Annotated in this window: 23 protein-coding genes; 9 read left to right on the top strand and 14 right to left on the bottom strand. The window is 71.3% G+C overall.

All coding sequences use genetic code 11. The features are described from left to right. Window positions 1-54 precede the first annotated feature (54 nt). The 3 genes from moaA (at window position 55) to OHS18_RS26135 (ending at window position 2,828) form a co-directional block, all read left to right on the top strand. Window positions 55-1,062: a GTP 3',8-cyclase MoaA gene (gene moaA, locus OHS18_RS26125; protein ID WP_328612718.1), complete on the top strand. Its 1,008-nt coding sequence runs from the start codon at window positions 55-57 to the stop codon at window positions 1,060-1,062. A gap of 1 nt (window position 1,063) precedes the next feature. Then, window positions 1,064-1,324, top strand: a complete 261-nt coding sequence (locus OHS18_RS26130; protein WP_328612719.1) for a MoaD/ThiS family protein — start codon at window positions 1,064-1,066, stop codon at window positions 1,322-1,324. 856 nt (window positions 1,325-2,180) lie between these two features. Beyond that, the gene (locus OHS18_RS26135) at window positions 2,181-2,828 is read left to right on the top strand and encodes a transglycosylase family protein (RefSeq protein WP_328448258.1); all 648 of its coding nucleotides are present in this window, start codon (window positions 2,181-2,183) and stop codon (window positions 2,826-2,828) included. Window positions 2,829-2,960: 132 nt separating this feature from the next. Here the strand turns inward: OHS18_RS26135 and OHS18_RS26140 are convergent, their stop codons facing one another. The 4 genes from OHS18_RS26140 to OHS18_RS26155 all read right to left on the bottom strand — a co-directional run bounded on the left by OHS18_RS26140 (window position 2,961) and on the right by OHS18_RS26155 (window position 6,584). Beyond that, the gene (locus tag OHS18_RS26140; protein ID WP_328612720.1) at window positions 2,961-3,881 is read right to left on the bottom strand and encodes a molybdenum cofactor biosynthesis protein MoaE; all 921 of its coding nucleotides are present in this window, start codon (window positions 3,879-3,881) and stop codon (window positions 2,961-2,963) included. Beyond that, complete coding sequence (moaC, locus tag OHS18_RS26145; RefSeq protein WP_328448254.1) at window positions 3,878-4,348, bottom strand: cyclic pyranopterin monophosphate synthase MoaC; 471 nt, start codon at window positions 4,346-4,348, stop codon at window positions 3,878-3,880. Before moaC ends, OHS18_RS26140 begins: the two co-directional genes overlap by 4 nt. A gap of 563 nt (window positions 4,349-4,911) precedes the next feature. Beyond that, entirely contained in the window at window positions 4,912-6,300 is a 1,389-nt protein-coding gene (locus OHS18_RS26150) for an NAD-dependent malic enzyme (RefSeq protein ID WP_328448252.1), read from the bottom strand. 104 nt (window positions 6,301-6,404) lie between these two features. Then, window positions 6,405-6,584: a hypothetical protein gene (locus OHS18_RS26155; RefSeq protein ID WP_328618583.1), complete on the bottom strand. Its 180-nt coding sequence runs from the start codon at window positions 6,582-6,584 to the stop codon at window positions 6,405-6,407. 89 nt (window positions 6,585-6,673) lie between these two features. On the opposite strand from OHS18_RS26155, the gene OHS18_RS26160 reads away from it, so the two are divergent. Then, window positions 6,674-8,911 carry a helicase-associated domain-containing protein gene (locus tag OHS18_RS26160; RefSeq protein WP_328612721.1) on the top strand — a complete coding sequence of 746 codons (2,238 nt, stop codon included), beginning with the start codon at window positions 6,674-6,676 and terminating at the stop codon, window positions 8,909-8,911. A gap of 81 nt (window positions 8,912-8,992) precedes the next feature. Beyond that, on the top strand, window positions 8,993-9,562 hold the full coding sequence (locus tag OHS18_RS26165) for a hypothetical protein (RefSeq protein ID WP_328612722.1): 570 nt from the start codon (window positions 8,993-8,995) through the stop codon (window positions 9,560-9,562). A 79-nt stretch (window positions 9,563-9,641) separates the two neighbouring features. Here OHS18_RS26165 and OHS18_RS48585 read toward each other — a convergent pair whose 3' ends face one another. From OHS18_RS48585 to OHS18_RS26195, 6 genes are all read right to left on the bottom strand, one after another. After that, the gene (locus OHS18_RS48585; protein ID WP_442875275.1) at window positions 9,642-10,658 is read right to left on the bottom strand and encodes a DUF742 domain-containing protein; all 1,017 of its coding nucleotides are present in this window, start codon (window positions 10,656-10,658) and stop codon (window positions 9,642-9,644) included. A 6-nt stretch (window positions 10,659-10,664) separates the two neighbouring features. Further along, complete coding sequence (locus tag OHS18_RS26175) at window positions 10,665-11,081, bottom strand: roadblock/LC7 domain-containing protein (RefSeq protein ID WP_328448246.1); 417 nt, start codon at window positions 11,079-11,081, stop codon at window positions 10,665-10,667. A 404-nt stretch (window positions 11,082-11,485) separates the two neighbouring features. After that, window positions 11,486-12,094 (bottom strand): GTP-binding protein, encoded by a 609-nt coding sequence (locus OHS18_RS26180; RefSeq protein ID WP_247017872.1) that lies wholly within the window; start codon window positions 12,092-12,094, stop codon window positions 11,486-11,488. Further along, on the bottom strand, window positions 12,075-12,872 hold the full coding sequence (locus OHS18_RS26185; RefSeq protein WP_328448240.1) for a DUF742 domain-containing protein: 798 nt from the start codon (window positions 12,870-12,872) through the stop codon (window positions 12,075-12,077). The genes OHS18_RS26180 and OHS18_RS26185 overlap by 20 nt, the downstream gene beginning before the upstream one ends. 25 nt (window positions 12,873-12,897) lie before the next feature. Next, window positions 12,898-13,359 (bottom strand): roadblock/LC7 domain-containing protein, encoded by a 462-nt coding sequence (locus OHS18_RS26190; RefSeq protein ID WP_247063745.1) that lies wholly within the window; start codon window positions 13,357-13,359, stop codon window positions 12,898-12,900. 20 nt (window positions 13,360-13,379) lie between these two features. After that, window positions 13,380-16,604 carry a nitrate- and nitrite sensing domain-containing protein gene (locus tag OHS18_RS26195; protein WP_328612723.1) on the bottom strand — a complete coding sequence of 1,075 codons (3,225 nt, stop codon included), beginning with the start codon at window positions 16,602-16,604 and terminating at the stop codon, window positions 13,380-13,382. Between the two features lie 702 nt (window positions 16,605-17,306). Here OHS18_RS26195 and OHS18_RS26200 point away from each other — a divergent pair. From OHS18_RS26200 to OHS18_RS26215, 4 genes are read left to right on the top strand one after another with little or no spacing between them, the layout of a single operon-like run. Then, window positions 17,307-18,332, top strand: a complete 1,026-nt coding sequence (locus tag OHS18_RS26200) for an ABC transporter substrate-binding protein (protein ID WP_442875276.1) — start codon at window positions 17,307-17,309, stop codon at window positions 18,330-18,332. 4 nt (window positions 18,333-18,336) lie between these two features. Continuing rightward, window positions 18,337-19,107, top strand: coding sequence for an ABC transporter permease (locus tag OHS18_RS26205; RefSeq protein WP_328448234.1), 771 nt, complete (start codon window positions 18,337-18,339; stop codon window positions 19,105-19,107). Beyond that, on the top strand, window positions 19,104-19,937 hold the full coding sequence (locus OHS18_RS26210) for an ABC transporter permease (protein WP_328448232.1): 834 nt from the start codon (window positions 19,104-19,106) through the stop codon (window positions 19,935-19,937). Before OHS18_RS26205 ends, OHS18_RS26210 begins: the two co-directional genes overlap by 4 nt. A 17-nt stretch (window positions 19,938-19,954) precedes the next feature. Then, on the top strand, window positions 19,955-20,815 hold the full coding sequence (locus tag OHS18_RS26215; protein WP_328448230.1) for an ABC transporter ATP-binding protein: 861 nt from the start codon (window positions 19,955-19,957) through the stop codon (window positions 20,813-20,815). 88 nt (window positions 20,816-20,903) lie between these two features. On the opposite strand, the gene mdlC is transcribed toward OHS18_RS26215, so the two are convergent. The 4 genes from mdlC to OHS18_RS26235 form a co-directional block, all read right to left on the bottom strand. Further along, on the bottom strand, window positions 20,904-22,490 hold the full coding sequence (gene mdlC, locus OHS18_RS26220; RefSeq protein ID WP_328612725.1) for a benzoylformate decarboxylase: 1,587 nt from the start codon (window positions 22,488-22,490) through the stop codon (window positions 20,904-20,906). Between the two features lie 109 nt (window positions 22,491-22,599). Continuing rightward, window positions 22,600-24,252 carry a S53 family peptidase gene (locus tag OHS18_RS26225; RefSeq protein WP_328612726.1) on the bottom strand — a complete coding sequence of 551 codons (1,653 nt, stop codon included), beginning with the start codon at window positions 24,250-24,252 and terminating at the stop codon, window positions 22,600-22,602. 158 nt (window positions 24,253-24,410) lie between these two features. Further along, complete coding sequence (locus tag OHS18_RS26230; RefSeq protein ID WP_328612727.1) at window positions 24,411-25,364, bottom strand: hypothetical protein; 954 nt, start codon at window positions 25,362-25,364, stop codon at window positions 24,411-24,413. Between the two features lie 47 nt (window positions 25,365-25,411). Then, complete coding sequence (locus tag OHS18_RS26235) at window positions 25,412-25,624, bottom strand: hypothetical protein (protein ID WP_328448222.1); 213 nt, start codon at window positions 25,622-25,624, stop codon at window positions 25,412-25,414. Window positions 25,625-25,884: the final 260 nt, after the last annotated feature.

Genomic DNA, 25,884 nt, shown 5'->3' on the forward strand with positions numbered 1-25,884 from the left:
ACGGCAGTAGATCTCGGGTTTCCTCGCGTCCCCGCTACACGAGGTTCGTCCGGCGTGCCCAGACCCGAGAACCCGCGGCTCATCGACACTTTCGGCCGGGTGGCCACCGATCTGCGGGTTTCCCTGACCGACCGGTGCAATCTGCGGTGCACGTACTGCATGCCCGCCGAGGGCCTCGACTGGATGCCGGGCGACCAGGTGCTGACCGACGACGAGCTGGTCCGGCTGATGCGGATCGCCGTCGAACGGCTCGGCGTCACCGACATCCGGCTCACCGGCGGCGAGCCGCTGCTGCGGCCCGGCCTCGAAGACCTCGTCGCGCGGATCACCGAGCTCGAACCGCGGCCCCGGTTGTCCATGACGACCAACGGGATCGGCCTCGCCAAGCGCGCTCCGGCCCTCGCCGCGGCCGGGCTGGCCCGGATCAACGTCTCGCTCGACACCGTCGAACCCGCGACCTTCTTCGAGATCACCCGCCGCGACCGGCTCTCGCACGTGCTGGCCGGCATGGCCGCCGCACGCGACGCCGGGATGTCGCCGGTGAAGGTCAACGCCGTGCTCATGCGGGGCGTGAACGAGACCGAAGCCGTGTCCCTGCTGAAGTTCTGCCTCGCCGAGGGCTACCACCTGCGGTTCATCGAGCAGATGCCGCTCGACGCCCAGCACGGCTGGAACCGCGGCGAGATGATCACCGCGTCGGAGATCCTCGGGATGCTCCAGGCGGAGTTCTCGCTCTCGCCGTTCCCGGCCAAGCGCGGCGGGGCGCCGGCCGAGCGCTGGCTGGTCGACGGCGGCCCCGGCGACGTCGGCGTGATCGCGTCGGTGACCCGGCCGTTCTGCTCGGCCTGCGAGCGGACGCGGCTGACCGCGGACGGCGCGGTGCGCTCCTGCCTGTTCAGCAACGACGAGACCGACTTGCGGGCCCTCGTGCGCGCGGGCGCGCGCGATGAAGAGGTCGCGGACGCCTGGCGGGCCACCATGTGGGGCAAGCTCGCGGGACACGAGATCAACGACGCCGGGTTCGCGCAGCCGATCCGGCCGATGAGCGCGATCGGCGGCTGAGATGAGCACCCTGACCATCGTGGTGCGGTACTTCGCGGCGGCGCGCGCCGCGGCCGGAGAAGAAGAGGAGAAGGTGCAGCTGCCTTCGACCGCTTCCGTCGCCGACGCCGTGGCCGAGCTGCGCCGCCTCCACCCCGTCGGCCTGCCCCGGGTGCTCGACGCGGTCAGCTACCTGCTGGACGGCGTCGCGGTGCGGGACCTGACCCGCAAGCTCACCGACGGCGCCGAGCTGGACGTCCTCCCGCCCTTCGCCGGCGGCTGACCTTCTCCTCTACATAGGGCGTCGCGCCCATGGACAGGTGCGCCGACCGCCCGGGTGCGCGAGCCGTCCACCTGCGTACGCGAGTTCCGCTCCCCCGATATCCGCCGACCGTTCGGGTACGACGGCCGACCGCTCGCCGACGCGGGTCCGGCGCCCCGGCGTGGCGCCTCACCGCATCCGGGCGTTCGCGGGAGGCTGAATCCGCGGTCGTTCCCACTCCGTCCGGTGACCCGTCTCGCCTGGTCGGACACCGTCTGTCGCCTCTGCCGGCGCGAGGTGCCCGGCCGGGCACCTCCGACCGTGGTCGTAAACCGCCCGAACAGGTGGGACAGGAGTGACTGGTGGGACGCCTGCAGCCTGCTGTCAAGTCTGGCGAACCACCGAGGGACTCCATAAGATGCGCCCCCCATTCGTGAACCAGGCGGCACGAAAGGGCCATTCACAGCGCAAAACACGTGATGCAAGCCTCACGATCCGTGCTTTGTCTCGGCAAGGAAACGGACAGATAACGGCCCTCTGACCTGCGCAGACACCCGCATCGACGGGGGTTGCGTGCTGTTACTGTGACGTAGGTCACGCCCCGAATAATTTCCGATCACGGTCATCGTTACGTACCGTCGCTAATCGGCTGGCCCCGACCAGTCAGCACCACCGGGAATCCGTAGCGCCTAGCCCTGTCCGACGGATCCCCGGACCCATACCCCGAGCGAAAGCATTTCCGGACAGGGACGAGGGGACGAGGACGACGCGTCGTGCGTCGGAGCCGTCCGCCGGTCTGAGAGGGCCGGCGCCAGGACCCCGATCCTGACCCTCAGCACAAGTCTCGTAGGCGCAGGGAAGCCTGAGAAGCATTCAGATGTCTTACCGAGGCAAGCACCGCAAGATGTCCGCTGCCACCCGCACCGTCGCTCGCGTCGCCATCGCGGGCATCGCGGTCGGCGCTCCCCTCGCAATCGCCGCGACCCCCGCGTCGGCGACGAACTGGGACGCCATCGCGCAGTGTGAGAGCGGCGGCAACTGGAGCATCAACACCGGCAACGGCTACTACGGCGGCCTGCAGTTCACGCAGAGCACCTGGAAGGCCTACGGCGGCACCGGCAGCGCGCAGGGCGCGTCGCGTGAGCAGCAGATCGCCGTGGCCGAGCGCGTTCTGCAGGGCCAGGGCATCGGCGCCTGGCCGGTCTGCGGCAAGAAGGCCGGCGGCGGTTCGTCGACGGCCCCGCGGACCGCGAAGACCACCACGCCCAAGAAGGTGACTCCGAAGAAGAGCGCCCCGGCGGCCTCCGCGACCCCGAAGAAGGCGACCCCGGCGGCTCCGTCGGCGGCCGGCGTGAGCAGCTCGAACCCGTCCGGTGACTACACCGTCGTGGCGGGCGACACGCTGTCCAAGATCGCCAAGCAGTTCAGCGTCACCGGCGGCTACCAGAAGCTGCAGGACCTGAACGCGAAGTACATCCCGAACGCGGACATGATCCTCGTCGGGCAGAAGATCGCCACCAAGTGACGATCGCGTAGTGATGCGAGGTCCGGCCTAGTGCCGTGACACCACGAACCCTCCACCGCCGATCCCCCGGGCGGTGGAGGGTTCGTCTCGTTTCGGACCCGGCACCGCTGCGCGCGGTGCCGGGTTTTCCCGTCAGGGCGAGTTGACCCACTCGTCCGTGCCGTCGGTGAAGTGCTGGTGCTTCCAGACCGGCAGCCGGGCCTTGACCTCGTCGACCAGCTCCGCGCACGCCGTGAACGCCTGGCCGCGGTGCTCCGCCGCGACGGCGATCGCCAGCGCGACGTCACCGATCGTCAGCGCGCCGATGCGGTGGCTCACCGCGACCGCGCGGACGCCGGTCCAGCGGGCCGACAGGTCCGCCACGACGTCCGCGATGACCTGGCTCGCGCTCGGGTGGCCCTCGTAGGTCAGGTCGCGGACGCCCTTGCCCCCGTCGTGGTCGCGGACCACGCCGGCGAACGTCACCACCGCGCCCGCCGCGTCGTCCTCGACCAGGCGCGCGTGCTCCTCCACCGACACCGGTTCCGACGTCACCTGGGCCCGCGCGACGCGGACCGCGGGGCCCGCCGGGGCCACGCGCGGGTGGTCGCCGCCCGCCAGCTGGTCGACGGCGTGGTCCAGGATGCCGTCGAGGACACCCAAACCGTCCTTGACGCCGCCGCTGGAGCCCGGGAGGTTCACGACGAGGGTCCTCCCCGCAACCCCGGCCACACCGCGCGAGAGGACCGCTGAGGGCACCTTGGGCAGGCCCGCCGCGCGGATCGCGTCCGCCACGCCCGGCAGCTCGTGGTCCAGGACCGTCTTCGTGACGTCCGGGGTGCGGTCGGTCGGGGAGATCCCGGTGCCGCCGGTGGTGAGCACGACGGCCACGCCGCCGGCCAGCGCGGCCCGCAGCGCCACCCCGACCGGGTCGCCGTCCTCGACGACGACCGGCGCCGGGACGTCGTACCCGCGATCGGCCAGCCAGGCGACGATCACCGGGCCGGTTTTGTCCTCGTAGATCCCCTTCGCGGCGCGGTTGGACGCCACGATCACGCGTGCGGTGCGCTTCACGGCCGCTCCCAGGTCCCGGTCTTGCCGCCGTCCTTGCGGAGCAGGCGGACCTCGTCCAGCGTCGCCGCCGGATCGACGGCCTTGATCATGTCGTGCACGGTCAGCCCGGCCACGGCCACCGCGGTCAGGGCCTCCATCTCGACGCCGGTGACGTCGGTGGTCTTGGCGGTCGCGCGGATCCGGACTTCGGTGTCGCCCAGCTCGAACTCGACCTTGACGCCGGACAGCGCGATCTGGTGGCACAGCGGGATCAGCTCGGGCACCCGCTTCGCGCCCATGATCCCGGCGATCCGCGCGGTGGCCAGGGCGTCCCCCTTCGGGAGACCGTCGGTCGCCAGCAGCCGGAGGACCTCGGCGGTGGTCCGCACGGTCCCGGCCGCGAGCGCGGTGCGCGCGGAGGGGGTCTTGCCGGAGACGTCGACCATCCGGGCGGCGCCGGTCTCGTCGACGTGGCTGAGTTCACTCACCCACCGAGGCTACTTCCGGGCCGGCGGGCGGGGGCCGGGGCCTGCCTGCGAAGGGACGACGCGCCGGGGCCGGACGGTTGTGGTCGCGGAACGGATCCGTTCGAGGCGGAGTCGGCGACTGGGCGACGGCGCCGCGCCTCGGAACGCGCGGGCACGAGTCACGACCCGAAGCACGATCGGCGCACCGGTCGCCGGTTTCGCCTTGCTGCCGTGCACCTGGGCAGGGCAAGTGGCGGGCGGTTCGCCGCACGACCCCGATCGTGCGGGCCGAACTGCAGGCGCAGGTCGCCGGTTTCGCACCGGCGCCGCGAGCTGGGGGTCCCGGGCGCCGGTGCTCGCCGGTTGGTCGTCGGCTCAGCCGGGCCCCGGCGCGGTGACGTCCGCCGGGCACGCGCCCGGCGCCACCCCCACAGCCACGGCCGCCACCACCAAGGCGACGGCCGTGACCAGCAAGAACTTCCGCGTTGGGCTTTCCCCGAACGAGCAGGAGGCCAGCCTAGGACCCGCGGAACGCCACCGTCGTCCGCCGGAAGACGGACTCCGAGGTCATCCGAAGTGGTGACTCAGCGCTCGGCGCGGACGGCCTTGCGCACCGCCTCGGCGACCGCGGGCGCCACCGCGCTGTCGAACACGCTCGGCACGATGAACGACGCGTTGAGCATGCCGCTGTCCACGACGTCGGCGATCGCGTCGGACGCGGCCAGCAGCATCTCGTCGTCGATGTTGTTCGCGTGCGCGTCGAGCAGGCCGCGGAAGACGCCCGGGAAGGCCAGCACGTTGTTGATCTGGTTCGGGAAGTCGCTGCGGCCGGTCGCCACGACGGCGGCGTGCTGCTGGGCTTCGAGGGGGTCGATCTCCGGGTCCGGGTTGGCCAGGGCGAAGACGACCGCGTTGTCCTTCATGGTCGCGACCTGCTCGGCGCCGAACAGGTTGGGCGCCGAGACGCCGATGAAGACGTCCGCGCCGACCAGCGCCTCGTGCAGGGTGCCGCTGACCTGCTCCTTGTTCGTGTGCGACGCGATCCACGCCAGGTTGTCGTCGAGGTTGCCGCGCTCGGAATGGACAATGCCGTCGATGTCCGCGGCGACGATGTCACCCGGGTTCTTGCGCAGCAGCAGCCGGATGATCGCCGAGCCGGCCGCGCCGACGCCGCTGACCACGATCTTGCAGTCCTCGATGTTCTTCTTGACCACGCGCAGGGCGTTGCGCAGCGCGGCGACGACGACGATCGCGGTGCCGTGCTGGTCGTCGTGGAACACCGGGATGTCCAGCTGCTCGCGCAGCCGCTTCTCGATCTCGAAGCAGCGCGGCGCGGCGATGTCCTCGAGGTTGATCCCGGCGTACACCGGCGCGATCGCCTTGACGATCTTGATGATGTCCTCGGTGTCCTGGGTGTCCAGGCAGACCGGCCACGCGTCGACGTCGGCGAACTTCTTGAACAGCGCCGCCTTGCCCTCCATCACCGGCAGCGCGGCGGCCGGGCCGATGTTGCCCAGGCCGAGCACCGCGGAGCCGTCGGTGACGACGGCGACGGTGTTGCGCTTGATGGTCAGGCGGCGCGCGTCCTCGGGGTTCGCGGCGATCGCCTGGCAGACGCGGGCGACGCCCGGGGTGTAGGCGCGGGAGAGGTCGTCACGGTTGCGGAGCGCGACCTTGGGGGTGACCTCGATCTTGCCGCCGAGGTGGATCAGGAACGTCCGGTCGGAGACCTTGCGGACCTTGACACCGGGCAGCGAGTCGAGCGTCTGGGTGATGTCGTTCGCGTGGTTCTCCGACAGCGCGTTGGCGCTGATGTCGACCACGATCGAGTCGGAGTGGGACTCGACGACGTCGAACGCGGTCAGCACGCCGCCGACGCGCCCGACGGCGGTGGTGAGGTCACCGGCCGCGCTGGACGAGGCCGGGGCCTCGACCCGGACGGTGATCGAATATCCGGGACCGGGAACCGGCATGGCTTACTCCCGCGTGGGTAAAGAGGGGCTGGGACGGGAGCGAACCTACTCCCGTGACCGCCCTCACGAGGCCCCGATACCGGTACTGACCAGTAACGACAGGATCAGCGGTTGATCTCGGTCTCGGGGTGCACGTACGGCACCGTGTCGAGCGGGAAGGTGAGGTCCCCGAACGGCGACAGCGCGCCCTGGCGGTCCGCCGCCAGTTCGGTCACGGGGTGCTCACCGGCCTCGCCCGGCCAGGTCGGGTCGACGCCCTTGTGCTTCTTCTCGCCCTTGGCCACAACGTCCTCCACAGCCGTGCCGGATTCTCCGGACACAGTCTGCCTGAGCCCCCGCAGGCTCGGCCAACCGCCCGGTACGCTGGTCTTCTATGCCCGCGACCTCCTTGGCGGACTGGCTGCGTGGGGAGTCCGACGACGCGCTCGCGGAGTTGCTCCGCACGCGTCGCGATCTGTCCACGCCCCCGCCCTCCGACAGCACGGTGCTGGCCACGCGCGCCGGCACCCCGGGCTCCGTCGCGCGTGCCTGCGAAGAACTCGACACCCTCACCCTGGCCGTGCTCGAAGCGTGCCTGCTGGCCGGCGCGGACCGCGATCCCGTGCCGGTCGAAGACGTCGCGAAGCTGGTCGGCGCCGACATCACGGCCCCGCTGACCCGGCTCCGCGCGCGGGCGCTGGTCTGGGGCTCGGACGACGCGCTGCGGGTGCCGCCCGCGGTCCGGGAGGCGCTCGGGCCGTTCCCGGCCGGGCTGGGCACGCCGTCGCCGGCGCTGGCCGGCGAAGACCTCGAGGCGCGGCTGGCCGAGCTGTCCGACGACGAGCGCGGGGTGCTGAACGCGCTGGCCGCCGGCCCGCCGATCGGGCGCACCCGCGACGCCGGGATCGACCTCACGCTCCAGAAGGCCGAGACGCCGGTGCAGAAGCTGCTCGCCCGCGGGCTGCTGCTGCGGCGCGACGACCAGACCGTCGAACTGCCGCGTGAGCTGGGCATCGCCGTGCGCGGCGGGGTGTTCGGGCCGGGCACGCTCGTCGAGCCCGAGCTGCCGGTGCACCCGCACCGGGCGTCCACTGTGGACGAGGCCGCGGCCGGCGAGGCGATGGAGTTCCTGCGCCACACCGAATCCCTGCTGCGCGCGTGGTCGGCGGCGCCGCCCCCGGTGCTCAAGTCGGGCGGCCTCGGCGTGCGCGAGCTGAAGAAGCTGGCCAAGGACCTCGAGATCGACGAGACGCAGGCGACCCTGCTGGCCGAGCTGGCCGTCGGGGCCGGGCTCGTCGCGGACAGCGAGACGACCTTGCCCGAATGGGTGCCGACGACGCTGACCGACTCCTGGCTCGCGTCGCCGACCGCACAGCGCTGGATGACGCTCGCGCAGGCGTGGCTGGAGCTGCCGCGGCTGCCCGGGCTCGCCGGCGGCCGCGACGCCAAGGACAAGCCGGTCGCGCCCCTTTCCGAGGAGCTGCGGCGGCCGCTGGCGCCGGTCGTGCGCCGCCGGGTGCTGGCCGCGCTGGCCGACCTCCCCGAGGGCGCCGGGGTGAAGAGCGTCGACGAGCTGGTCGCGGTGCTGGCCTGGCGGGCCCCGCGGCGCGGCGGCCGGCTGCGCGACGAGACGGTCCGCTGGACCATGGCCGAAGCGAGCGCGCTCGGCCTGGCCGGGCTCGGCGGCGTCACGACGGCGACCCGGGCCCTGCTGGCCGACGACCGCCCCGCCGCCGTCGAGGCGATCCTGGACGCGCTGCCCGCGCCGGTGGACCGCGTGCTGCTCCAGGCCGACCTGACGGTGGTCGCGCCGGGGCCGCTGGAGCCGGAGCTGGCCACCGAGATGGACGCGGTCGCCGACATCGAGTCGGCCGGGCACGCGACGGTCTACCGGATCACCGAGGGCTCGGTCCGGCGCGCGCTCGACACCGGCCGGACGGCGGACGAGCTGCACGCGCTGTTCAAGGCGAAGTCCGCGACGCCGGTGCCGCAGGGGCTCAGCTACCTGGTCGACGACGTCGCGCGGCGGCACGGACGGCTGCGCGGCGGGGTCGCGGCGTCGTTCCTGCGGTGCGACGACGAGGCGTTGCTGGCCGAGGTGCTCGCGCACCCGGTCGCCGTGGAGCACGACCTGCGGCTGATCGCGCCGACCGTGGTGATCAGCCCGGATCCCCTGCACGAGGTCCTGGCCGGCCTGCGCGCGGCCGGGTTCGCCCCGGCCGCGGAAGGCCCGGACGGCCGGGTCGTCGACATCCGCCCGGGTGGCCGGCGGCTGCCGGCGAAGGCCCGCGCGGCCCGGCGCAACCCGGGTGAGCCGGCGGTGCTGACCGACGACCAGGCGGAGCGGATCGTCTCCAACCTGCGCGCGGGCGACGCGGCCTCGGCCCGGCGCCGCGGGTCGACGGTCCAGGCGCCCGGCGGGGGCGGCGCGGACACGTCGGCGACGCTGGAGCTGCTGTCGCGGGCCACACTCGAACGCCGTGAGGTCTGGATCGGCTTCGTCGACTCCCGCGGCACCGCCAGCCAGCGGGTCGTCCGCCCGATCCGGGTCGGCGGCGGGATCCTCGAAGGCGACAACAACGAGCGCTACTCCCTGCACCGGATCACCTCCGCGGCCATCGTCGAAGACTGAGCACCCGCGATCCGGTGAATCAGCACCGCACTGCGCGCCGACGTGGTAAGCCTGGGTCCTTCGGAAGTCAGGGGAGGGACCATGAAGCGAGGAACACGCGTGACCGCGGTGGCCGCGGCGGTGCTGGTGAGCGGGCCGGGGTTCGCCGGGCCGGCGAGCGCCGTCGGACCGCCGGTCTACACGAAGTACGCGGTCGTGGGCACCACGCACGTCGCGAAGCCCGACGCGAACGTGAAGCTCGGGCCGGGGACGGTCGAGATGTACACCGACATCGGGCCCTACACCTACTACGGGACGTTCACGCTGCCGCCGGCGCGGGTCACGAGCGGCCCGGTCAGCGCCACGGTGACGCTCGGCCCGGCCCGGATCGAGGGCTCGTCGTTCGGCGGGTTCACGGGCACCGCGACCTGGCCGGTGCGCGTCTCGGACGTCACGGTCGGCGGCGCCCCGTACGACGTCGGCCCCGCGTGCGGCACCGCGCAGCCGGTGACGACGGAGATCACGTCGGCCGACTTCACGCTCTCGACCGGCGGGCACCTGACGTCGACCTACACGATCGGCGCCTTCGCGAACTGCGGTCCGGGGACGGCCCTGGTCAACGCGGCGGTCCCGGGGCCCGGCAACACGCTGTCCCTGACCCTCACGCCCTGAGTCTGCCGCAGCTTGTCGTGAGTGGTTAGGGCGGTTCTAACCGCCCTAACCACTCACGACGGGTGCGGCGCAGGTCGGGCTACAGGGCTCGCAAGCCCGCCAGGACGCGTTCCATGAAGTCGCGGGACGAGCGGTCGCCCAGGATCAGCTCGGTGTGGTGGACCAGCACCAGCCCGATGTCGGCCATGTCCCCGACCAGCACCTTCACCACGCCCAGCGGCAGCCGCAGGTGCGCGGCGATCTCCGCGATCGACCGCGTGTCGAGGCAGAGGTCGCAGATCCGGCGGTGCTCGACCGACCGGACACCGCGGTAACGGCGGCCGTCATCGGACGTCGAAACCAGGGCCTCGAGCGCCAGGTTGTGGTCGGACCGGGTGCGGCCACCGGTGCGGGTGTACGGCCGCACCCGCGAGCCGGCCGACGCCACCGGCCTCGGGTTCGCCGCGCGCACGGCGGGTTCGTTCCAGGCCGGCTCGTCGTAACCGTGCGGCTCGGGCTGCGGGATCCAGCGGGTCTCCGGGTCCGGCGGCGGGGTCCACCCGGCGCGCGGGTCGACCGGCGGGGCCCACGAAGGCGGGGGTGCCGCCTGTGCCCGGGGCCGGGACACCGGGGGGCGCGGGGCCGGCGGGCGGGGCGCGGGCGGGCGCGGGGCCGGGGAGCGGCCCGCGCCACGCGGCGGCGTCCAGGTCTCCACCGGCGGCGGCTCCGGCTCGTAGCGCGGCTCGTCCTGCCATTCCGGCTGCTCGGCGGCGTACCCGTCCTCGGCGTAACCCGGGTCGTGACCGGCCTGGCCGTAGCCGGGGTTGTGATCGGCCTGGCCGTAGCCGGGCTCATAACCGGAGTCACCGGAGTCGTCGTAGTAGTCGTCGTCGGTGGCCGCCGAGGAGCCCCACTCGCGGGTGTCCTCGTCGGTGTAGCCCTGCGGGTCCGGCCGCGGCTGCGGTGGCGGCGGGGTCTGCCGCTTCCGGCGCGGCATGATCGTCGACAACGTCGACATGTCGAACTTGCTCGGCGAATCGAAACCCTCGCGCTCGGTGCCGCGGTGCAGTGCGTCCCAGCCGGTGGAGTCCGGATCGTCGAATCCCGAAATCCTCATCGTGTCCTACCCACGCACGCCGCCCTGCAGCTGCGCGCGCAGCTCGGGGGTGATCTGCTGGCCGACCTGCTCGACGAGCAGGGTCATCTCGTACGCGACCGTGCCGATGTCGCACGTCGGCGCGGCCAGCACCGCCAGCGACGAACCGTCCGTAACGGACATCAGGAACAAGTAACCGCGCTCCATCTCCACCACGGTCTGGTTGACACCGCCCGCCTCGAAACAGCGTGCGGCTCCGTGCGTCAGGCTGATCAGTCCGGAGGCCACCGCGGACAGCTGCTCGGCGCGCTCCTGGGGCAGGCCTTCCGACGGCGCCAGCAGCAGGCCGTCGGCGGACACCAGAACGGCGTGGGCGGCGCCGGGTACCCGGCGCACGAACTCCGTGATGAGCCAGCCGAACGCACCCTGGCCGGTTGCCGTCACTACTGCCCCTCCTTGCTCGTGCGGCGCCGCGCGCCGCACACCGGAGCGGGCGGCACGGCCGGTCGACGACGCCTCCGTAAAGCGTATTCGCACCGCCGGTGGTGTCGAGTCCGCCGACGGCAGACCGCTGCGCACCCTACGTGTGCGCGCGATCGCACACCGCGTTGACCCGGACGGGTCCACGCGTTCGAGGGATCCGCCGCGCCGCGGGCCACGGCCCGTGGTGGCGGAGTGTCCGCGCAGGTCAGCCCGGGTCCGGGCGGTCCGGTGGGACGGCCCGGACTTCGCCGGTACCGAACCGGCCGCCCCGAGCGCTGCTCCGGACGGCCGCCGCTCTCCCCGAAGTGGGTGAAGCCCGTGGAGTTCACTCCAACGGCCGCATCCGGATCGGGGCGTCATCAGGACTATCCCGCGCGCAACGCCGAATCGTGCGCGATCGCGTGCTGGACGACCGAGATCAGCACCTGCTTGGCGGAGTCGCGCTCGCGCGCGTCACACGCCATGATCGGGACCGACGGCGCGATGGTCAGCGCGTGCCGGACGTCCTCGATCTGGTGGTGCAGCAACCGGTCGAAGCAGTTGATGGCCACGACGTACGGCAGCTTCCGGTTCTCGAAGAAGTCGATCGACGGGAACGCGTCGGCCAGCCGCCGCGTGTCGACGAGCACGACCGCGCCGATGGCCCCGACCGCCAGGTCGTCCCACATGAACCAGAACCGGTGCTGACCCGGCGTGCCGAACACGTACAGCACCAGGTCCGAGTCCAGCGAGATGCGCCCGAAGTCCATCGCCACGGTGGTGGTGGTCTTGTTGGGCGTGGCCGAGGTGTCGTCGTGTCCGACGCTGGCCTCGGTCATCATGGCCTCGGTGGTCAGCGGGTCGATCTCCGAGATCGCCCCGACCATCGTTGTCTTCCCCGAACCGAACCCGCCGGCGACCACGATCTTGGCCGACGAGGTCGGACCCGTCACCTGCGGCGCGTTCGCGTCGGAGTCAAATTCTCCGAAGCCCACTGAGCACCCTTTCCATGAACTCGATACTCGGCCGGTCGCCCACGGTCTGGCTGCTGGAGTGCACCAGAACCAGGCCGAGACCCGCCACGTCACCAATCAACACCCGCACCACACCGAGCGGCAGCCGCAGCAGCGCCGCCACTTCGGCCACCGACCGGGTGTCGAAGCACAGGTCGCAGATCGACCGGTGCTCGGGCACCCGGACCCGGTCGAGCAGGCGGCCCTGTTCGCTGGTCGAGATCAGCGTCTCGATCGCCAGGTCGAGGGTCGCCTTCGTCCGCCCCCGGGTCCGGAAGTACGGCCGGACCAGGCCCGACGTCTCCATCTCCGTCGGCGGTGGTGGCTCGTCGACGTACTCCTGGTGGGCCTGCCGCGGCAACGCCGCGGCCAGCTCACCGGAGTCCGGACCCGACGTGTAGTCGCGCTCGCGGTCGTTGCTGTACGCGGCGAAGTCCGCCGCGTCGTACAACGGCCCGCTCGCGCCACCGAACAGCTCCGAGCCCGGGCCGCCGAGCAGGCGGTCGCGGTATTCGTTGCTGCCCGGCTGGATCGGCCGGATCGGCTCCTGCCCGGCGTTCGAGTCCGTCAGCCAGTTCGGCGGTTCCCGGACGGGGTCGCCGTCGGAACCCTGGACCCGCCGTTGCCGCCACTCGCGGTCGACGCGCTCCCGGAAGGACTGCCAGTCCTCCCGCCCGTCGTCCGGCCCCGGCTGCTCGGACCAGCCGCCGGAGAAGTCGTCACCGAGCCGGCCATCGCCCCTCAAGCGCCCGTCGTCCACGGCTCTCTCCTCGGTTCCCCGGTCGTCAGCGGCGGACCGCTGCGCCCTGCAGTTGCGCCCGCATCTCCGGTGTCAGCTGCTGGCCGACCCGCTCCACCAGCAGGGTCATCTCGTAGACGACCAAGCCGATGTCACTTTCGGGTGACCCGAGCACCGCGAGACAGGAACCGTCGGAAACCGCCATCAGGAAGAGGAAGCCGTTGGCCATCTCGACCACGGTCTGCGCGACCGTGCCGCCCTCGAACACCTTGGCCGCACCCCGCGCGAGGCTGGTGAGCCCCGACGCGACGGCCGCCAGCTGGTCCGCCCGGTCCTTCGGAAGGCCGCGCGAGGCCGCCAGGAGCAGACCGTCCGCCGAGACCACGACCGCGTGGGCCGCGCCGGGCACCCGGTGCACGAAATCCGTGATCAGCCAAGCGAAGCTGCCGGTATTACCCGCCTTGGCCTGCGCGGAGCCACCCGGCTGCGCGGAGCCACCCGGCTGCATTGCACCCGCCCGTGTCACTTTCACTCCTCACTGCTGTCTGTGGTGTTGCCATTCATCGGAAACCCACCGTCTTCGTCCGTGCGTTCCTTCAACGCGTGCCGTCCGGACGTGTAGCCACGTTGGAAGCTTGCCATCCGGCTCCGCGCTGTGGACGCCGAGCGGGTGATCACACCCGTTCCGGGCCTCCCACCGGTGTTGTCCGCGAAGTTGTTCTGCGCCGGCGCGTCGGAGGAGGGGCTGTTGATCGACCCGGGCACCAGGTAGGCGTTCGGGACGCGTTTCGGCAGCCCGGCCGGGGTGATCTCCTCGTCCTTCGCCTCCAGCAGCGACTGCGCCGCGTTCCAGCCCTCGTCGGAGGCGCTGTGCCAGCCGTCGTCGGGCGGGAGCAGCGGGTGCCGGGTCGCCGCGGTCGGCTGCAGCTCGTCGACGCGCTCGGGCTCCGGCTCACGCTCCCGGACGGGTTCGCGGTCACGAACGGGTTCACGCTCGCGAACCGGCTCGCGCTGGGCCTCGTACCGGGGCGCGGGCTCACGCTCGCGTTCCGGCTCGTACCGCGGCTCGTCGACGGGCCCGGTGAGCGGCGGCAGCATCGGGTCGTCCCCGGCGTCGGCCCGGTGGGCCGGCACCGGATCCGCCGCACCCGCTTCGTCGCCCTCACTGAACCAGCGTGACAGCACCGACTGGTAGATGGGCAGCCGCCGGGTGGGTACATCGTCTTCGAGCGCCGACGAGCCGACGTCCGCCACGGGTGGCGGCGGGGACGACTCCTCCGGCGGGACGTACTTCGGCTCGCGCTTCGGCAGCACCAGCGGCTGGAACCGGGTGTCCGCGCTGTGGCTGGCCCCGTCGCCGTTCGGCGACGGCGTCAGCGGCGCGAGGTCCTCGGCCGTCGGCCACGCGGGCGTCTCCGGCTTCGGGAGCTCCGGCGACAGGAACGGGCCTGCCGCACGGCCCCCGCTGACCAGGTCGTCCAGGCTGATCGGCTGGTCCAGCGGGACCAGCCCGCCCTGGTTGGCCACCGGTTCGTGCACCGGCGGGGCCGGCGGCGGTGGCGGGGTGTGGTGGTGCGTCTGCGTCTGCTCGAAGTCGGGCATCGACGGGACCGGGATGCTCGGCATCGACATCGACGTCTCGGACCGGTTCTGCGGCGGCGGCGTCTGGGTCTGCATCTGCTGGCGCGGCATGCCCGGGCGGAGCTGGGTGAGCAGCTCGGCCGGGACGACGACGCGGGCGATGACGCCGCCTTCGATGTCCTCGTTCTCGCGCAGCCGCACCTCGACGCCGTGGCGCTTGGCGAGCCGCGACACCACGTAGAGACCCATTCGCCGGGTCACCGACACGTCCAGGTCCGGCGGCTCGGCGAGCCGCGCGTTGACCTCGCTCAGCCGCTCGTCGCTCATCCCGACACCGTGGTCGGTGACCTGGATGGCGAGCGCCTTCCGGCGGGTGACGACCGCCCGCACGATGACCTTCGTCTCCGGCTCGGAGAAGTAGGTCGCGTTGTCGAGCAGCTCGGCGAGGACGTGCACGAGGTCGTGGATCGCGAGGCCCTGGACGGCGACGTCGGGCACGATGCCGACCTCGATCCGGGCGTACTGCTCGATCTCGGACACCGCGGCGCCGATGACGTCGGCGGCGGGCACCGGCTTCGGCACGGACTTGGCCAGGCCGGCGCCGGAGAGCACCAGCAGGGACTCACCGTTGCGCCGCAGCCGGGTGGCCAGGTGGTCGAGCTCGAACAGGCTGGCCAAGTGGTCCGGGTCCTGCTCGTCGGCCTCGAGGCGGTCGATGACGCCGAGCTGGCGTTCCACCAGCCGCTGCGACCGCCGGGAGAGGTTCACGAAGATGCCGTTGACGTTCTCGCGCAGGAGGGCCTGCTCGGCGGCCATCTTGACGGCTTGCTCGTGGACGATGTCGAACGAGCGCGCCACCTCGCCGATCTCGTCGCGCGAGTCGACGGGTACGGGCTGGACGGCGCGTTTCGAGGCGCCGACCGGGTCCGGGTCGTCGAGGATGTTCTGCACCGTTTCGGGCAGCCGGGTGTACGCGATGTCCAGCGCGCTCTTCCGCAGCACCCGGAGCGGGCGCAGCATCAAGCGGGCGACGATGAGCATCAGCGCGATCGCGGCGGCCAGCGCGGCGAGCACGATGGCACCGCCGATCCAGGCGGAGTTGACGGCCGCGGTGGCCAGGTCGTCCGCGCGGGTCTTCAGCTGGGCCAGCAGGTTCGACTCGACGGCGTGCAGCTTGTCCGCCGACACCGTGCTGTCCTTGCTGAGCACCCCGGGATCGATGCTCGGCGGGTCACCCAGCTGGGCGGAGGCGAACGCGCTGGTCTGGATCCGGCGGCGGTCGTCGACCTCCGGGCCGGAGTAGGTGTCGTTGTAGAGCTGGCGCTGGTCGTCGTCGGCGTTCGCCAGGAACGAGATGACCGAAGCGTCCGCACTGGACGCCGCGGCGCGCGTCTGGTCCAGGAGGTCACCGGGGAAGTTCGTGCGGTACGCCGCGATCTGCAGGTCGGCGTCCGAGCGGACGGTGAATTCCTTGGCCTCGCTGATCGCCTGCGTGCTGGTGCCGAGGCGGAGCACGTCCCGGTCGGTGACCGCGGTGGTCACCTCGCGGCCGAGCTCGATCAGCGCGTCGACGATGCCCGAGTACGCCGTCATGACGGTGATGTCCGGCAGGCCGTTCTGCGCGCCGTAGGCCGCGCGCAGCGGGCGCAGCGCGTCGAGGCGCTGGATGCCGCGGGCGTAGCGGTCGGTCGTGGCCTGGTCGTCGTTCTTCAGCGTCGACGCGGCGCCTTTCAGGTCGTTGACCTCGCGGTCGACCTTGGCGATCTGCGCGTCCAGCCCGGTCTGCAGCAACGGGTTCGCCGAAGCGATCCGGGCGACGGCCAGGCCGCGCTCGTTCTGCAGCTCGTGCACCACCGTGGTGACCTTGACCGCGAACGCGACCTGGTCGGCGGTGCGCTGGAACTCCGACGCCTGCTGGGCGTCGTCGACCACGCGCAGTGCCCCCAGCACCGACGCGGTCAGGGTAGGGATGATCAGGACCGCGGCCAGCTTGGACCGCAGCCGCCAGTCACGCATGCCGGAGAAAAGCCCGGACCTCTTTCCCGGATTTCCTCCAGGCGACTGCGCAGGGGTCCCTCCCACCCCCGCGGCGTCTTCGTTCGGCACCGCCGCACCACCATCATCGTTCGTGCTCGTGAATCCCTGGTCGGTCCAGCGCCCGCCAGGGCGCATCGCGTTCTCCTCAGCCACTCGTACGCACGCTCCTGGCTTCCCGGCGCTGCGGCCGGTCGGTCGGAGCCCAGCGCGAGACGGTACCCGTACGGGTGAAAAGATCGTCTTCGACGGGGGTGCCCGAACGCCGCCCTCGCGGGCGGAATCGGTTCAGCTGGAGCATCACGGTCGGGTCCCTGCGCTGGTCTTGCATCGGTCTTTGTCGGCCTATCCCACCGGCGCGGCGGCTTTGCCCGGCCTGGCTGTGGTCACTACTGCGGGGGCGTATCTCTCAGGAAAAGCACAGCGTGTCCTGGTAGACCGATGTGGGTCGTCTTGATCGGCCATCCAGGCACTCTCTCTCACTACATCGGAGGTTGAAACCTCCCCGCAGGTGCAGAGGGTAGCGAACGGCCGGGGAAGATGTAACCCTCCCGACAACAAGCGCAGGATGTTGCACAGCGTTCGCTCAGTAGACGCACAGCCGGTGATCACTTTTTCAAGTTCTCGGCCTTGCGCTGGGCATTCAGCTACGGCGAGTGGAGCAGCGGGTCTAGACCAGAATCCTAAAGAGTGACGCGCACCACTCTCTCGGGTATTGCTTCTACCCGTTGTGAGCGGGCTGTCACGTTCTCTACAGTGGCCCGCGTGCCTCCGGACAATGAGTCACGCACTTCCATTGGATTCGGTACACCCACCGTCACCTTCGCCAAGGAGCAGGCCTTGCTTGGAAACGCCAGGAGCAGTGGCCGGGTTCGTACTCGCCGCGCCGCGCTCGGGCTCGCCCTCACCGCCGCTGCCGTGACCGCCGCCAGCGGTTGCAGCGCGCTCGGCTCGGACGACTCGAACGCCTCGTCGACGGGGGGCGGCCTGGAGAAGTCGAACCTCACGGTGTCGATCCTGCCCACCACCGACCTGGGCCCGTTCTGGCTCGCCCAGGACGGCGGCTACTTCAAGGCCGAAGGGCTCGAGGTCAAGTCCGTGATCGCGGCCAGCGGCCAGGCGTCGATGACCAAGTCGATCGCCGGCGAAGCGGACATCGCGCTTTCCACTTATACGCCGTTCTTCATCGCCAAGAGCACCGGCGCCGCCGACATGCAGCTCGTCGCCGACGGCTCCTCCGTGAACGCGAAGAGCAACGCCATCGTCACCGTGCCGAACTCGCCGGTGAAGTCCATCGGCGACCTCGCCGGCAAGCGGATCGCGATCACCGCCAAGAACACCGCGTCCGACCTGCTGACCAAGTCCGTGATGAAGGACCACGGCGTGCCCTCGGACAAGGTCCAGTGGGTCACGCTCGCGCTGCCGAACATCGCGGCCGCGCTGAAGCAGGGCCAGGTCGACGCCGCCTACCTGCCGGAGCCGTTCATCACCCAGGCCGCCAAGAACGTCGGCGCCACCCCGGTGGTCGACATCAACTCCGGCGCCAGCCAGAACTTCCCCCTGACCGGCTACGGCGCGCCCAGGAAGTGGGTCCAGTCGAACCCGAAGACCCTCGCCGCCTTCCAGCGCGCGATGCAGAAGGCCACCCGCGACGCGATCGCCGACCGGTCGAAGGTCGAGCCGCTGCTCATCAAGTACGCGAAGATCGACGCGGACACGGCGAAGCTGCTGACGATCCCCGGTTACGGCTCGGTCCTGGACGCCCGGCGCATGCAGCGGGTCCCCGACCTGCTGCTGCAGCTGGGAGCCATCGCCTCGGCCGTCGACGCCGCGTCGATGATCGCCCCACAGGCGACAGCCAGCTGACACCGTGACCAAACTGCTCCGCGGCCTGATCGGCCTGGTCGGCTTCCTCCTCCTCTGGGAGGTCGTCGTCCAGGTCGGCCTGGTCAGCAAAACGTTCATCCCGCCGCCCAGCGTCGTCCTCGTCACCGCCGGGGAACTGCTCGGCGACCCCTCCTTCCTCCGCGACGTCGTCGCGACGATGCTGGCCTGGTTCATCGCCATCCTGATCGCCGTGGTCGTCGGGGTGCCCGCCGGACTGCTGCTGGGCAGCGTCCCGGTGCTGCGCAACGCCACCGCCGCGATCGTCGAGTTCCTCCGCCCGATCCCGGTCGCCGCGCTGATCCCCTTGGTGCTGCTGGTGATCGGCTCCGGCCCCGAAGCGAAGATCACCCTCGCGGTGTACGCCGCGCTGTGGCCGATCATGTTCAACACGATCTACGGGCTCAGCGAGATCGACCCGGTGCTGATGGAGACCGCGCGGGCGAGCGGGGCCAGCCGGTTCCGGATCCTCTCGTCGGTCGCGCTGCCGTTCACCGCGCCGTTCGTCTTCACCGGCGTCCGGCTGTCGGCGACCATCGCGCTGATCGCCGTCGTCAGCACCGAGTTCCTGGCCGGCTCCGAAGTCGGCCTCGGCAACTTCATCCTGGTCGCCAGCACCGGTTCGACCCGGTTCGACCTGGTCCTGGCCGGTACTGTGGTGGCCGGTGTGCTCGGCTACCTCATCAACGAGGGACTCGAGCTGGCCGGCAGGCGGCTGTTCCGCTGGAGCACGGTGGACCGGGAGGCGATCGCGTGAGCACGGCGACCTTGTCCGGACGCGTGGGCAGGCGTGCCGTCCGCGGCGCGACCACGATCCTGCGCAACTGGCTGCTCTTCGCGATCCTCGTGGTGCTCTGGGAGTTCGCCGCCCGCGCCGGCGGCAGCAAGTTCTTCCCGCCACCGTCGGAGATCGCGGTCCGCGCGGTGAACCTGTGGTTCACCGGGCCGGCGTCCCAGCTCTTCCTCACCGACACGGTGTTCGACAACGTGCTGCCCAGCCTCGGCCACATGCTCGGCGGCTGGGCGCTGGCCGCCGCGGTCGGCATCGTCCTCGGCGTGCTGGTCGGCCGGTCCGCGAAGGCGATGGACTACCTCGGCCCGCTGTTCGCGTTCTTCCGCTCGATCCCGCCGCCCACGCTGATCCCGGTGTTCGTGGTGCTGTTCGGGCTGAGCTCGGGCATGCAGGTCGGATCGATCATCTTCGGCGCGATCTGGCCCGTGCTGCTCAACGCGGTCGACGGCGTCCGCTCGGTCGACCAGGTCAAGGTGGAGACGGCGCGCTCGTTCCGGACGCCCAAGGCGTACTGGGTCAGCATGGTCGTGCTCCCGGCGGCGGCGCCGAAGATCTTCGCCGGGCTGCGGGTCAGCCTGTCGATCTCGCTGCTGCTGATGGTGGTTTCCGAACTGGTCGGCTCCTCCTTCGGCATCGGGCGCTCACTGCTGAACGCCCAGCAGGACTTCGACTTCCCGACGATGTGGTCCTGGCTGGTGCTGCTCGGGATCCTCGGCTACGTCTTCAACACGATCTTCCTGGCCGCGGAGCGGCGGGTGCTGGCTTGGCAGCCGGCCCGTCTCGGCCGTGACTGACGGTGGAAAGGCCCTCTATGTCAACCATGCTCGAAGTGTCCGGTGTCAGTCACCGCTACGGCTCCGGTCCCAAGGCGCACACCGCGGTGAACGACCTTTCGTTCACCGTCGAAGCCGGGCAGCTGGCCAGCATCGTCGGCCCGTCCGGCTGCGGCAAGTCGACCCTGCTGCGCTGCGTCGCCGGCCTGACCCCGCCGACCGAAGGCCGGGTCAGCCTGCACGGCGACCACGTCTCGGGCGTGCCGGACGACCTCGCCGTCGTCTTCCAGGACTACAGCCGGTCGCTGTTCCCGTGGCTTTCGGTGCAGAAGAACGTCGAGTTCCCGCTGCGGTGGCGCTCGATCTCGCGCTCCGAGCGCCGCAAGCGGGCCGCCGAGGCGCTGGAGCAGGTCGGCCTGTCCGGCGTCGGCGGGAAGTACCCGTGGCAGCTGTCCGGCGGCATGCAGCAGCGGGTGTCGATCGCCCGCGCGCTGGCCAGCCGGCCGTCCCTGCTGCTGATGGACGAGCCGTTCGCGTCGGTCGACGCGCAGACGCGGTTCGAGCTCGAGGACCTGACCCGGCGGGTCCAGCGCGAGCAGGGCGCCACGATCCTCGTCGTCACGCACGACATCGACGAGAGCGTCTACCTGTCCGACCGCGTGCTGGTGCTGTCGAAGTCGCCGGCGTCGATCGTGGCGGACCTGCGGGTGGACCTGCCGGCCGACCGCGACCAGATCGCGACCCGCGAGTCGCTGGAGTTCGTGACGCTGCGCGGCGAAGTGGCACGGCTGCTGCACGGCGGCAGCCCGGAGGAAGCCGCGAAGGCCGCCTCCGACGCCGCGGAATGGGCGTTGGCCGAGCAGGCCAAGCAGCGGACGAGCTCCCGGTCCCGGAGCTGACTCGCACCACCCGAGTCCACAGTGGACTTACCGACGGCGGAAGGCCGGGGTCGCACCGACCCCGGCCTTCCGCCGTTTCACCGCTGCGTCAGTAGATCGCCGAGTTCTCCGGCGCGACGCGGACGTGGACCAGCGTCGGACGGTCCTCGGCCAGGGCCGCCGTCAGCGCCGGGGCCAGGGCCGCCGGCTCGGTGATCGCGATGCCCTGGCAGCCCAGGCTCGCCGCCAGCGCCGAGAACTCGATCCCGCCCAGCTGGGTGCCCGGGAGCTTGGAGCCGCCGATCGCGTCGCCCAGGATGCGGACCGCCGCGTACTCGGTGTTGTCCAGGATGACGATCGTCACCGGCAGTTCCTGGCGCGCGGCCGTCCAGAGCGCCTGGATGCCGTACATGCTCGAGCCGTCACCGATCACGCCGACGACCTTGCGGTCCGGCCGGGCGATGGCCGCGCCGACGACGGCCGGGACGCCGTACCCGAGCGCGCCGCTGGAGACCGTCAGGAAACCGGTGTCGGTCGCCGTGATCGGCAGGTGGTCGTGCAGGACACCGCGGTGGCTCGGCGCCTCCTCGACGACGATCGCGTTGTCCGGCAACAGGTCCGCGAGCGTCGCGTAGAAGTAGGCCGCGGTCAGCGTCTCGCCGCTCGGCTTCGCGGGACGCTCCAGCGGCGCGGGCGCGGGCCGGCTCGTCTCACCCACGGCGTCGACCAGCGCGCGGATACCGAGCTTCAGCGTGGCGCGGATCCCGGTGCCTTCGAAGGCCCTTGCGAGGATCTGCTCGTCGTCGCTGACGACGAACAGCGGCGGCAGCGGAGCTTCCCCCCGGCCGCGGTCGACGTGGTAGGTGAAGGCGGGCGCGCCGAGCACGACGACGAGGTCGTACGCGGCCAGCTTGTCCGAGATGGCCCCGCGTTCGGGGTCCAGGAAGCCTTGGAACAGCGGGTGGTCCTCGGGGAACGAGCACCGGAACGACATCGGCGCGACCCACACGCCGGCGTTGACGCGTTCGGCGAGCGCGACGGCGTCTTCGACCGCCTCGTCCTGGTCGACGGCCCCGCCGACGACGATGGCCGGCCGTTCGGCGGCCTCCAGCGCGGCGGCGAGCCCGGCGATCGCCTCGGGATCCGGCGCGAACCCGCGGATCCGCGGCCGGGAGATGACCGGCCGTTCGGTGGTGACGGTCCAGTCGTCGGCCGGGACGGACACGAAGACCGGACCGGACGGCGCCTGCGTCGCGACGTGGTAGGCCCGCGCCAACGCGGCCGGGACGTCCTCCGCGGTCGCGGGCTCGATCGACCACTTCACGTACGGCTTCGGGAACTCGGGGGCGTCCATCGCGCCGAGGAACGGATCGTGCGGCAGCAGCGACCGCACCTGCTGGCCGGCGACGACGATCAGCGGCGTCCGGTTGCGGTAGGCGGTGAAGACGCTGCCGAGCGCGTGGCCGACGCCGCCGGCGGAGTGCAGGTTGACCAGCACGGCCTGGCGGGTGGCCTGGGAGTAGGCGTCGGCCATCGCCACGACGGCGGACTCCTGCAGGCCGAGGATGTAGTCGAAGTCGTCCGGCCAGTCGGTCAGGAACGGGACCTCGGTGGTGCCGGGGTTGCCGAAAACCGTGGTGAGGCCGAGGTCTCGGAGGAGTTCGCGGGTGGCGTCCAGCACCGTGCGCTTGAGCATGCCCCCAGGCTAACCGTTAGCGCTGCGAAAGAAACCACCGAAAAGCCGTGAAGGCCTCCTTGAGGGACTCTACGTCCCTCAAGGAGGCCTTCACGGACCTACCGCGAGCTCAGCCGATCAGGCCCGACAGGCCCGAGCCCTTGAAGGAGCCCCAGCCGGTGACCTGGTCGTAGCCCGTGCCGGCGGTGAAGCCGGTCGTGCCGTGCAGGGTGTTGTTGCCCGTCGTCACGTCGTGGAAGCCCGTGCCGTAGGAGGACCCGTTGCCGATCGAGTAGAACTTCGGGTTCAGGTTGCCCAGGCCGCCGCCGTGGACCTGGTTCTGCAGCGTCGCGAAGGCCGCCCACAGCGGGGCCGCGCCGGACGTGCCCCAGACCGTCTCCCAGGCACCCGCGGTGTAGATGTAGTAGCCCGAGCCGCTGGCCGCGTCCGCGGCGACGTCCGGGACCTTGCGGTTGGTCGTGCTCTGCGTGGACTGCCAGGACGGCGCCGTGAAGACCGTCGAGATGCCGCCGCCGGTCGAGCCGTTGGACGCGCCGTCGTTCCACGCCTTCTCGCTGCTGTAGCCGTTCGACGAGGTCACGGTCAGCTGCGTGCCGCCGACGCCGGTGACGTTCGGGCTGGACGCCGGGAAGTCCACGGCCTTCGCGGTGGAACCGGTCTGGCGGTAGCAGTCGGTCGTGCCGTCGTCGCCCGCCGCCGCGAAGTAGGAGATACCCTCCGCGGTGCCGGTCGCGATCGCGTTGCTGACGCTCTTCGCCGCGCTCGAACCCTCGGCGGATTCGCAGGCGCCCCAGGAGATCGAGACGACGTTGACCGTGTGGTCCGACGCGATCTTCTGGTACATCGCCAGTTCGCCGGCGCTCGAGTTGGGCGCCTCGTACACGTAGTCGTTCGCCGCGGCGGCGAGCGCGTGCACGACCTCGATGTCCAGCTCGACCTCGATCTCGCCGTCACCGGGCGCGGAGTCGTAGTTCGCGCCGCTGACCGGGACCGTCGTCACCGAGCCGGCCGCGAGGCCGTACGTGCTGTCGTACTTGGTGACGTTCGCCTTCTTGTAGCCGTCGAACTCGACGAACCCGACCTTCACGCCGCTGCCGGTCGCCGAGAGGCCGCTGGTGCCGTACGCGGTCTTGAGGACCGGCGGGGTGACGGACTTGACGACGTTGGGCTGCGCTTTGGCCGCTGCGGACGAGTGCGTCCGCACGGCGTGGTCGTCGAGGCCGACGACGTTCGCCACGACGCCCGAGACGTCCGCGGACACGGTCGGCGCGGCGTCGTTGGCGAAGAAGTCCCGGCCGGAGACGGTGTCGTGGTAGGTCCCGATCCGGGTGTGGAACGCCGCTTCGAGCTGCGCCGCCGAACCGTGGAACGTGACGGCCTGCCGGTTGCCGGAAACCTCGATCCCGGTGGCCCCCGCCTTCCCGAGGAATGAGACGGCCTTGTCGACGTCGGCCTGCGTCGGACCGAACTCGGCGTTGAACTGCGCGGGCGTGAGGAAGTGGTGGTATTGCGGCGAAGCCGGGTTCTGCACATCGGCGAGGAACTTTTCCAGCGCCTGCTGGTTGTGCAGTTTCAGGGAGAGGGCCGCGGTGATCTGCTGAGCCGCGCCGACGTCGCCGGTGCGGGCGCTGTTGACGAGCGGCGCGGCCGAGTCGGACAGCGTGACCAGGGGTTCCGACGCCGCGGCGGCCGGGACGGCCACGGCGAGGCCGAGCAACGCAGGCAGCGGCACGGCAGCCGCGACAAGCTTGCGCAAGCGCATGGGAGAATTCCTCTCGGCGGTGGGGACCGGGCCTGCGCGGAATACTCGCAGCAGGTTGCCAAGGAGCATAAGTCGGCGACCGACCTACTTTTGTTGGTCATTTCTCGATTCCCATTTCCGTTTTCCGCACCGTTTACCATTTCATGGGAATTCGATGGTCAACGCGGCAGCCCGTCGATGCGGTCGACGAGCTCCTGGGCGTGCCCGTCGCCGGAGAACCGGCGGGCCGCCGCCGACAGCGTCCGCAGGCGCTGCCGGGTCCGCGGCGACCGCAACGCGCCGGCCAGCTCGATGGCCTCCTGCCCGACGGCGGCGGCGACGTCGAGATCGCCGTCCAGCGCGTGCACGGTGGCCAGCCAGATCACCGTCAGGCCCCGGCTGCGCGTCATGTCCGGGCCGTAGCCGGCGATCGCGTCGGTGAGGGCGCGGATCCCGGCGCGGCCGTGCCGCACGTCGACCACCTGCGCCAGCTCGCCGTGCACCGTGCCGATCATCGCCGCCATGTCGGTGTCCCCGAAGAAGGCGGCCCACGGCGACACCTCGGCCTCGTGCGCGTCCGCGAACTCGGCCCGCGCGCGGCGCAGGTACGTCAGGGCGGCGGTGACGTCGGCCTTCTTCGCGTACGCCCACGCCTGGTTGGCCGACAGGATCGCCTGCGCGCGCCGGGAACGCGCCCGCAGCGCCGCCTCGCGGCCCTGCGCGAACTCCGCCAGGGCCGCGTCGACCGCGCCGTAGTGCAGGTGCAGCCGGCCGGTGCGGTACCGGATGTTGGCCTGCAGGTCGTCGTTCCCGGCCTCGACGGCCAGTTCCAGCGCCCGCGCGAACGCCGTCAGCGCGGCCGCCGGCCGGTCCTCGTCGAAACTGGTCCAGCCGGCGAGGTTGTACAGGTCGGCGACGACGGTGCAGAGCCGCACCAGCACGGCGTCCCGCATCGTGCCGGTCAGCAGCTCCGCCGCGGCCGGCAGCCGCGCTTCGATCGCTTCGGCGCAGGACCCGCCGCCGTAGCGGTAGTCCCGCGCCCGGAGTTCCGCGACGGCTTTTTCGACCCGTCGCACGTCGGCGAGGCCCACGCGGGCGCCGCGCGGGTTCTCCCGGCCGTCACTGCCGGTCATGGCAGCCCTCCGTCTCCTAGAGAGCCGCCGGCCCTGGCAACTCCCGGTCATTCCCCTCCGGGCCAGGCTCCGGGTCGCTCCGTCGGGGGGTTGGCACCGGGGAGTACCCCGGCGGCGGTGAGCACCACACCTGTGGCGGTTTCCGCGATCTTGACGACGGCCAGGAGGCCGCCGAGGGCGAGCGAGCTGCCGAGCCCCAGCTGGGCGAACTCGTCTTCGGACGGACCGGTTCCGCGTTGCCGCGGTAGCGCGCTGGTCACGATTCGACCTTCCGGGTTGTTCCGGACTCACTGACTCGGTATTCGCGGGGAATCAGCCGCCCCCAGGCGACGGAAATCCACCGGATGGTCGCGTTCTTCGGTTCTTGCTGGCCTTGCCACGAGCTCGTCTTGAACTGAATACGCGCGCACACAGCGCCGCCTCCCGAACTGCAGAACGATTCTTGTACGTCGGCCGGATCGCGAAATGCGGGACTACCGTAACGAGTCGATCTGCTCGAAATCAGCCGCCAACCAGGTCA

This window comes from Amycolatopsis sp. NBC_00355, assembly GCF_036104975.1.
Taxonomy (GTDB): Bacteria; Actinomycetota; Actinomycetes; order Mycobacteriales; family Pseudonocardiaceae; genus Amycolatopsis.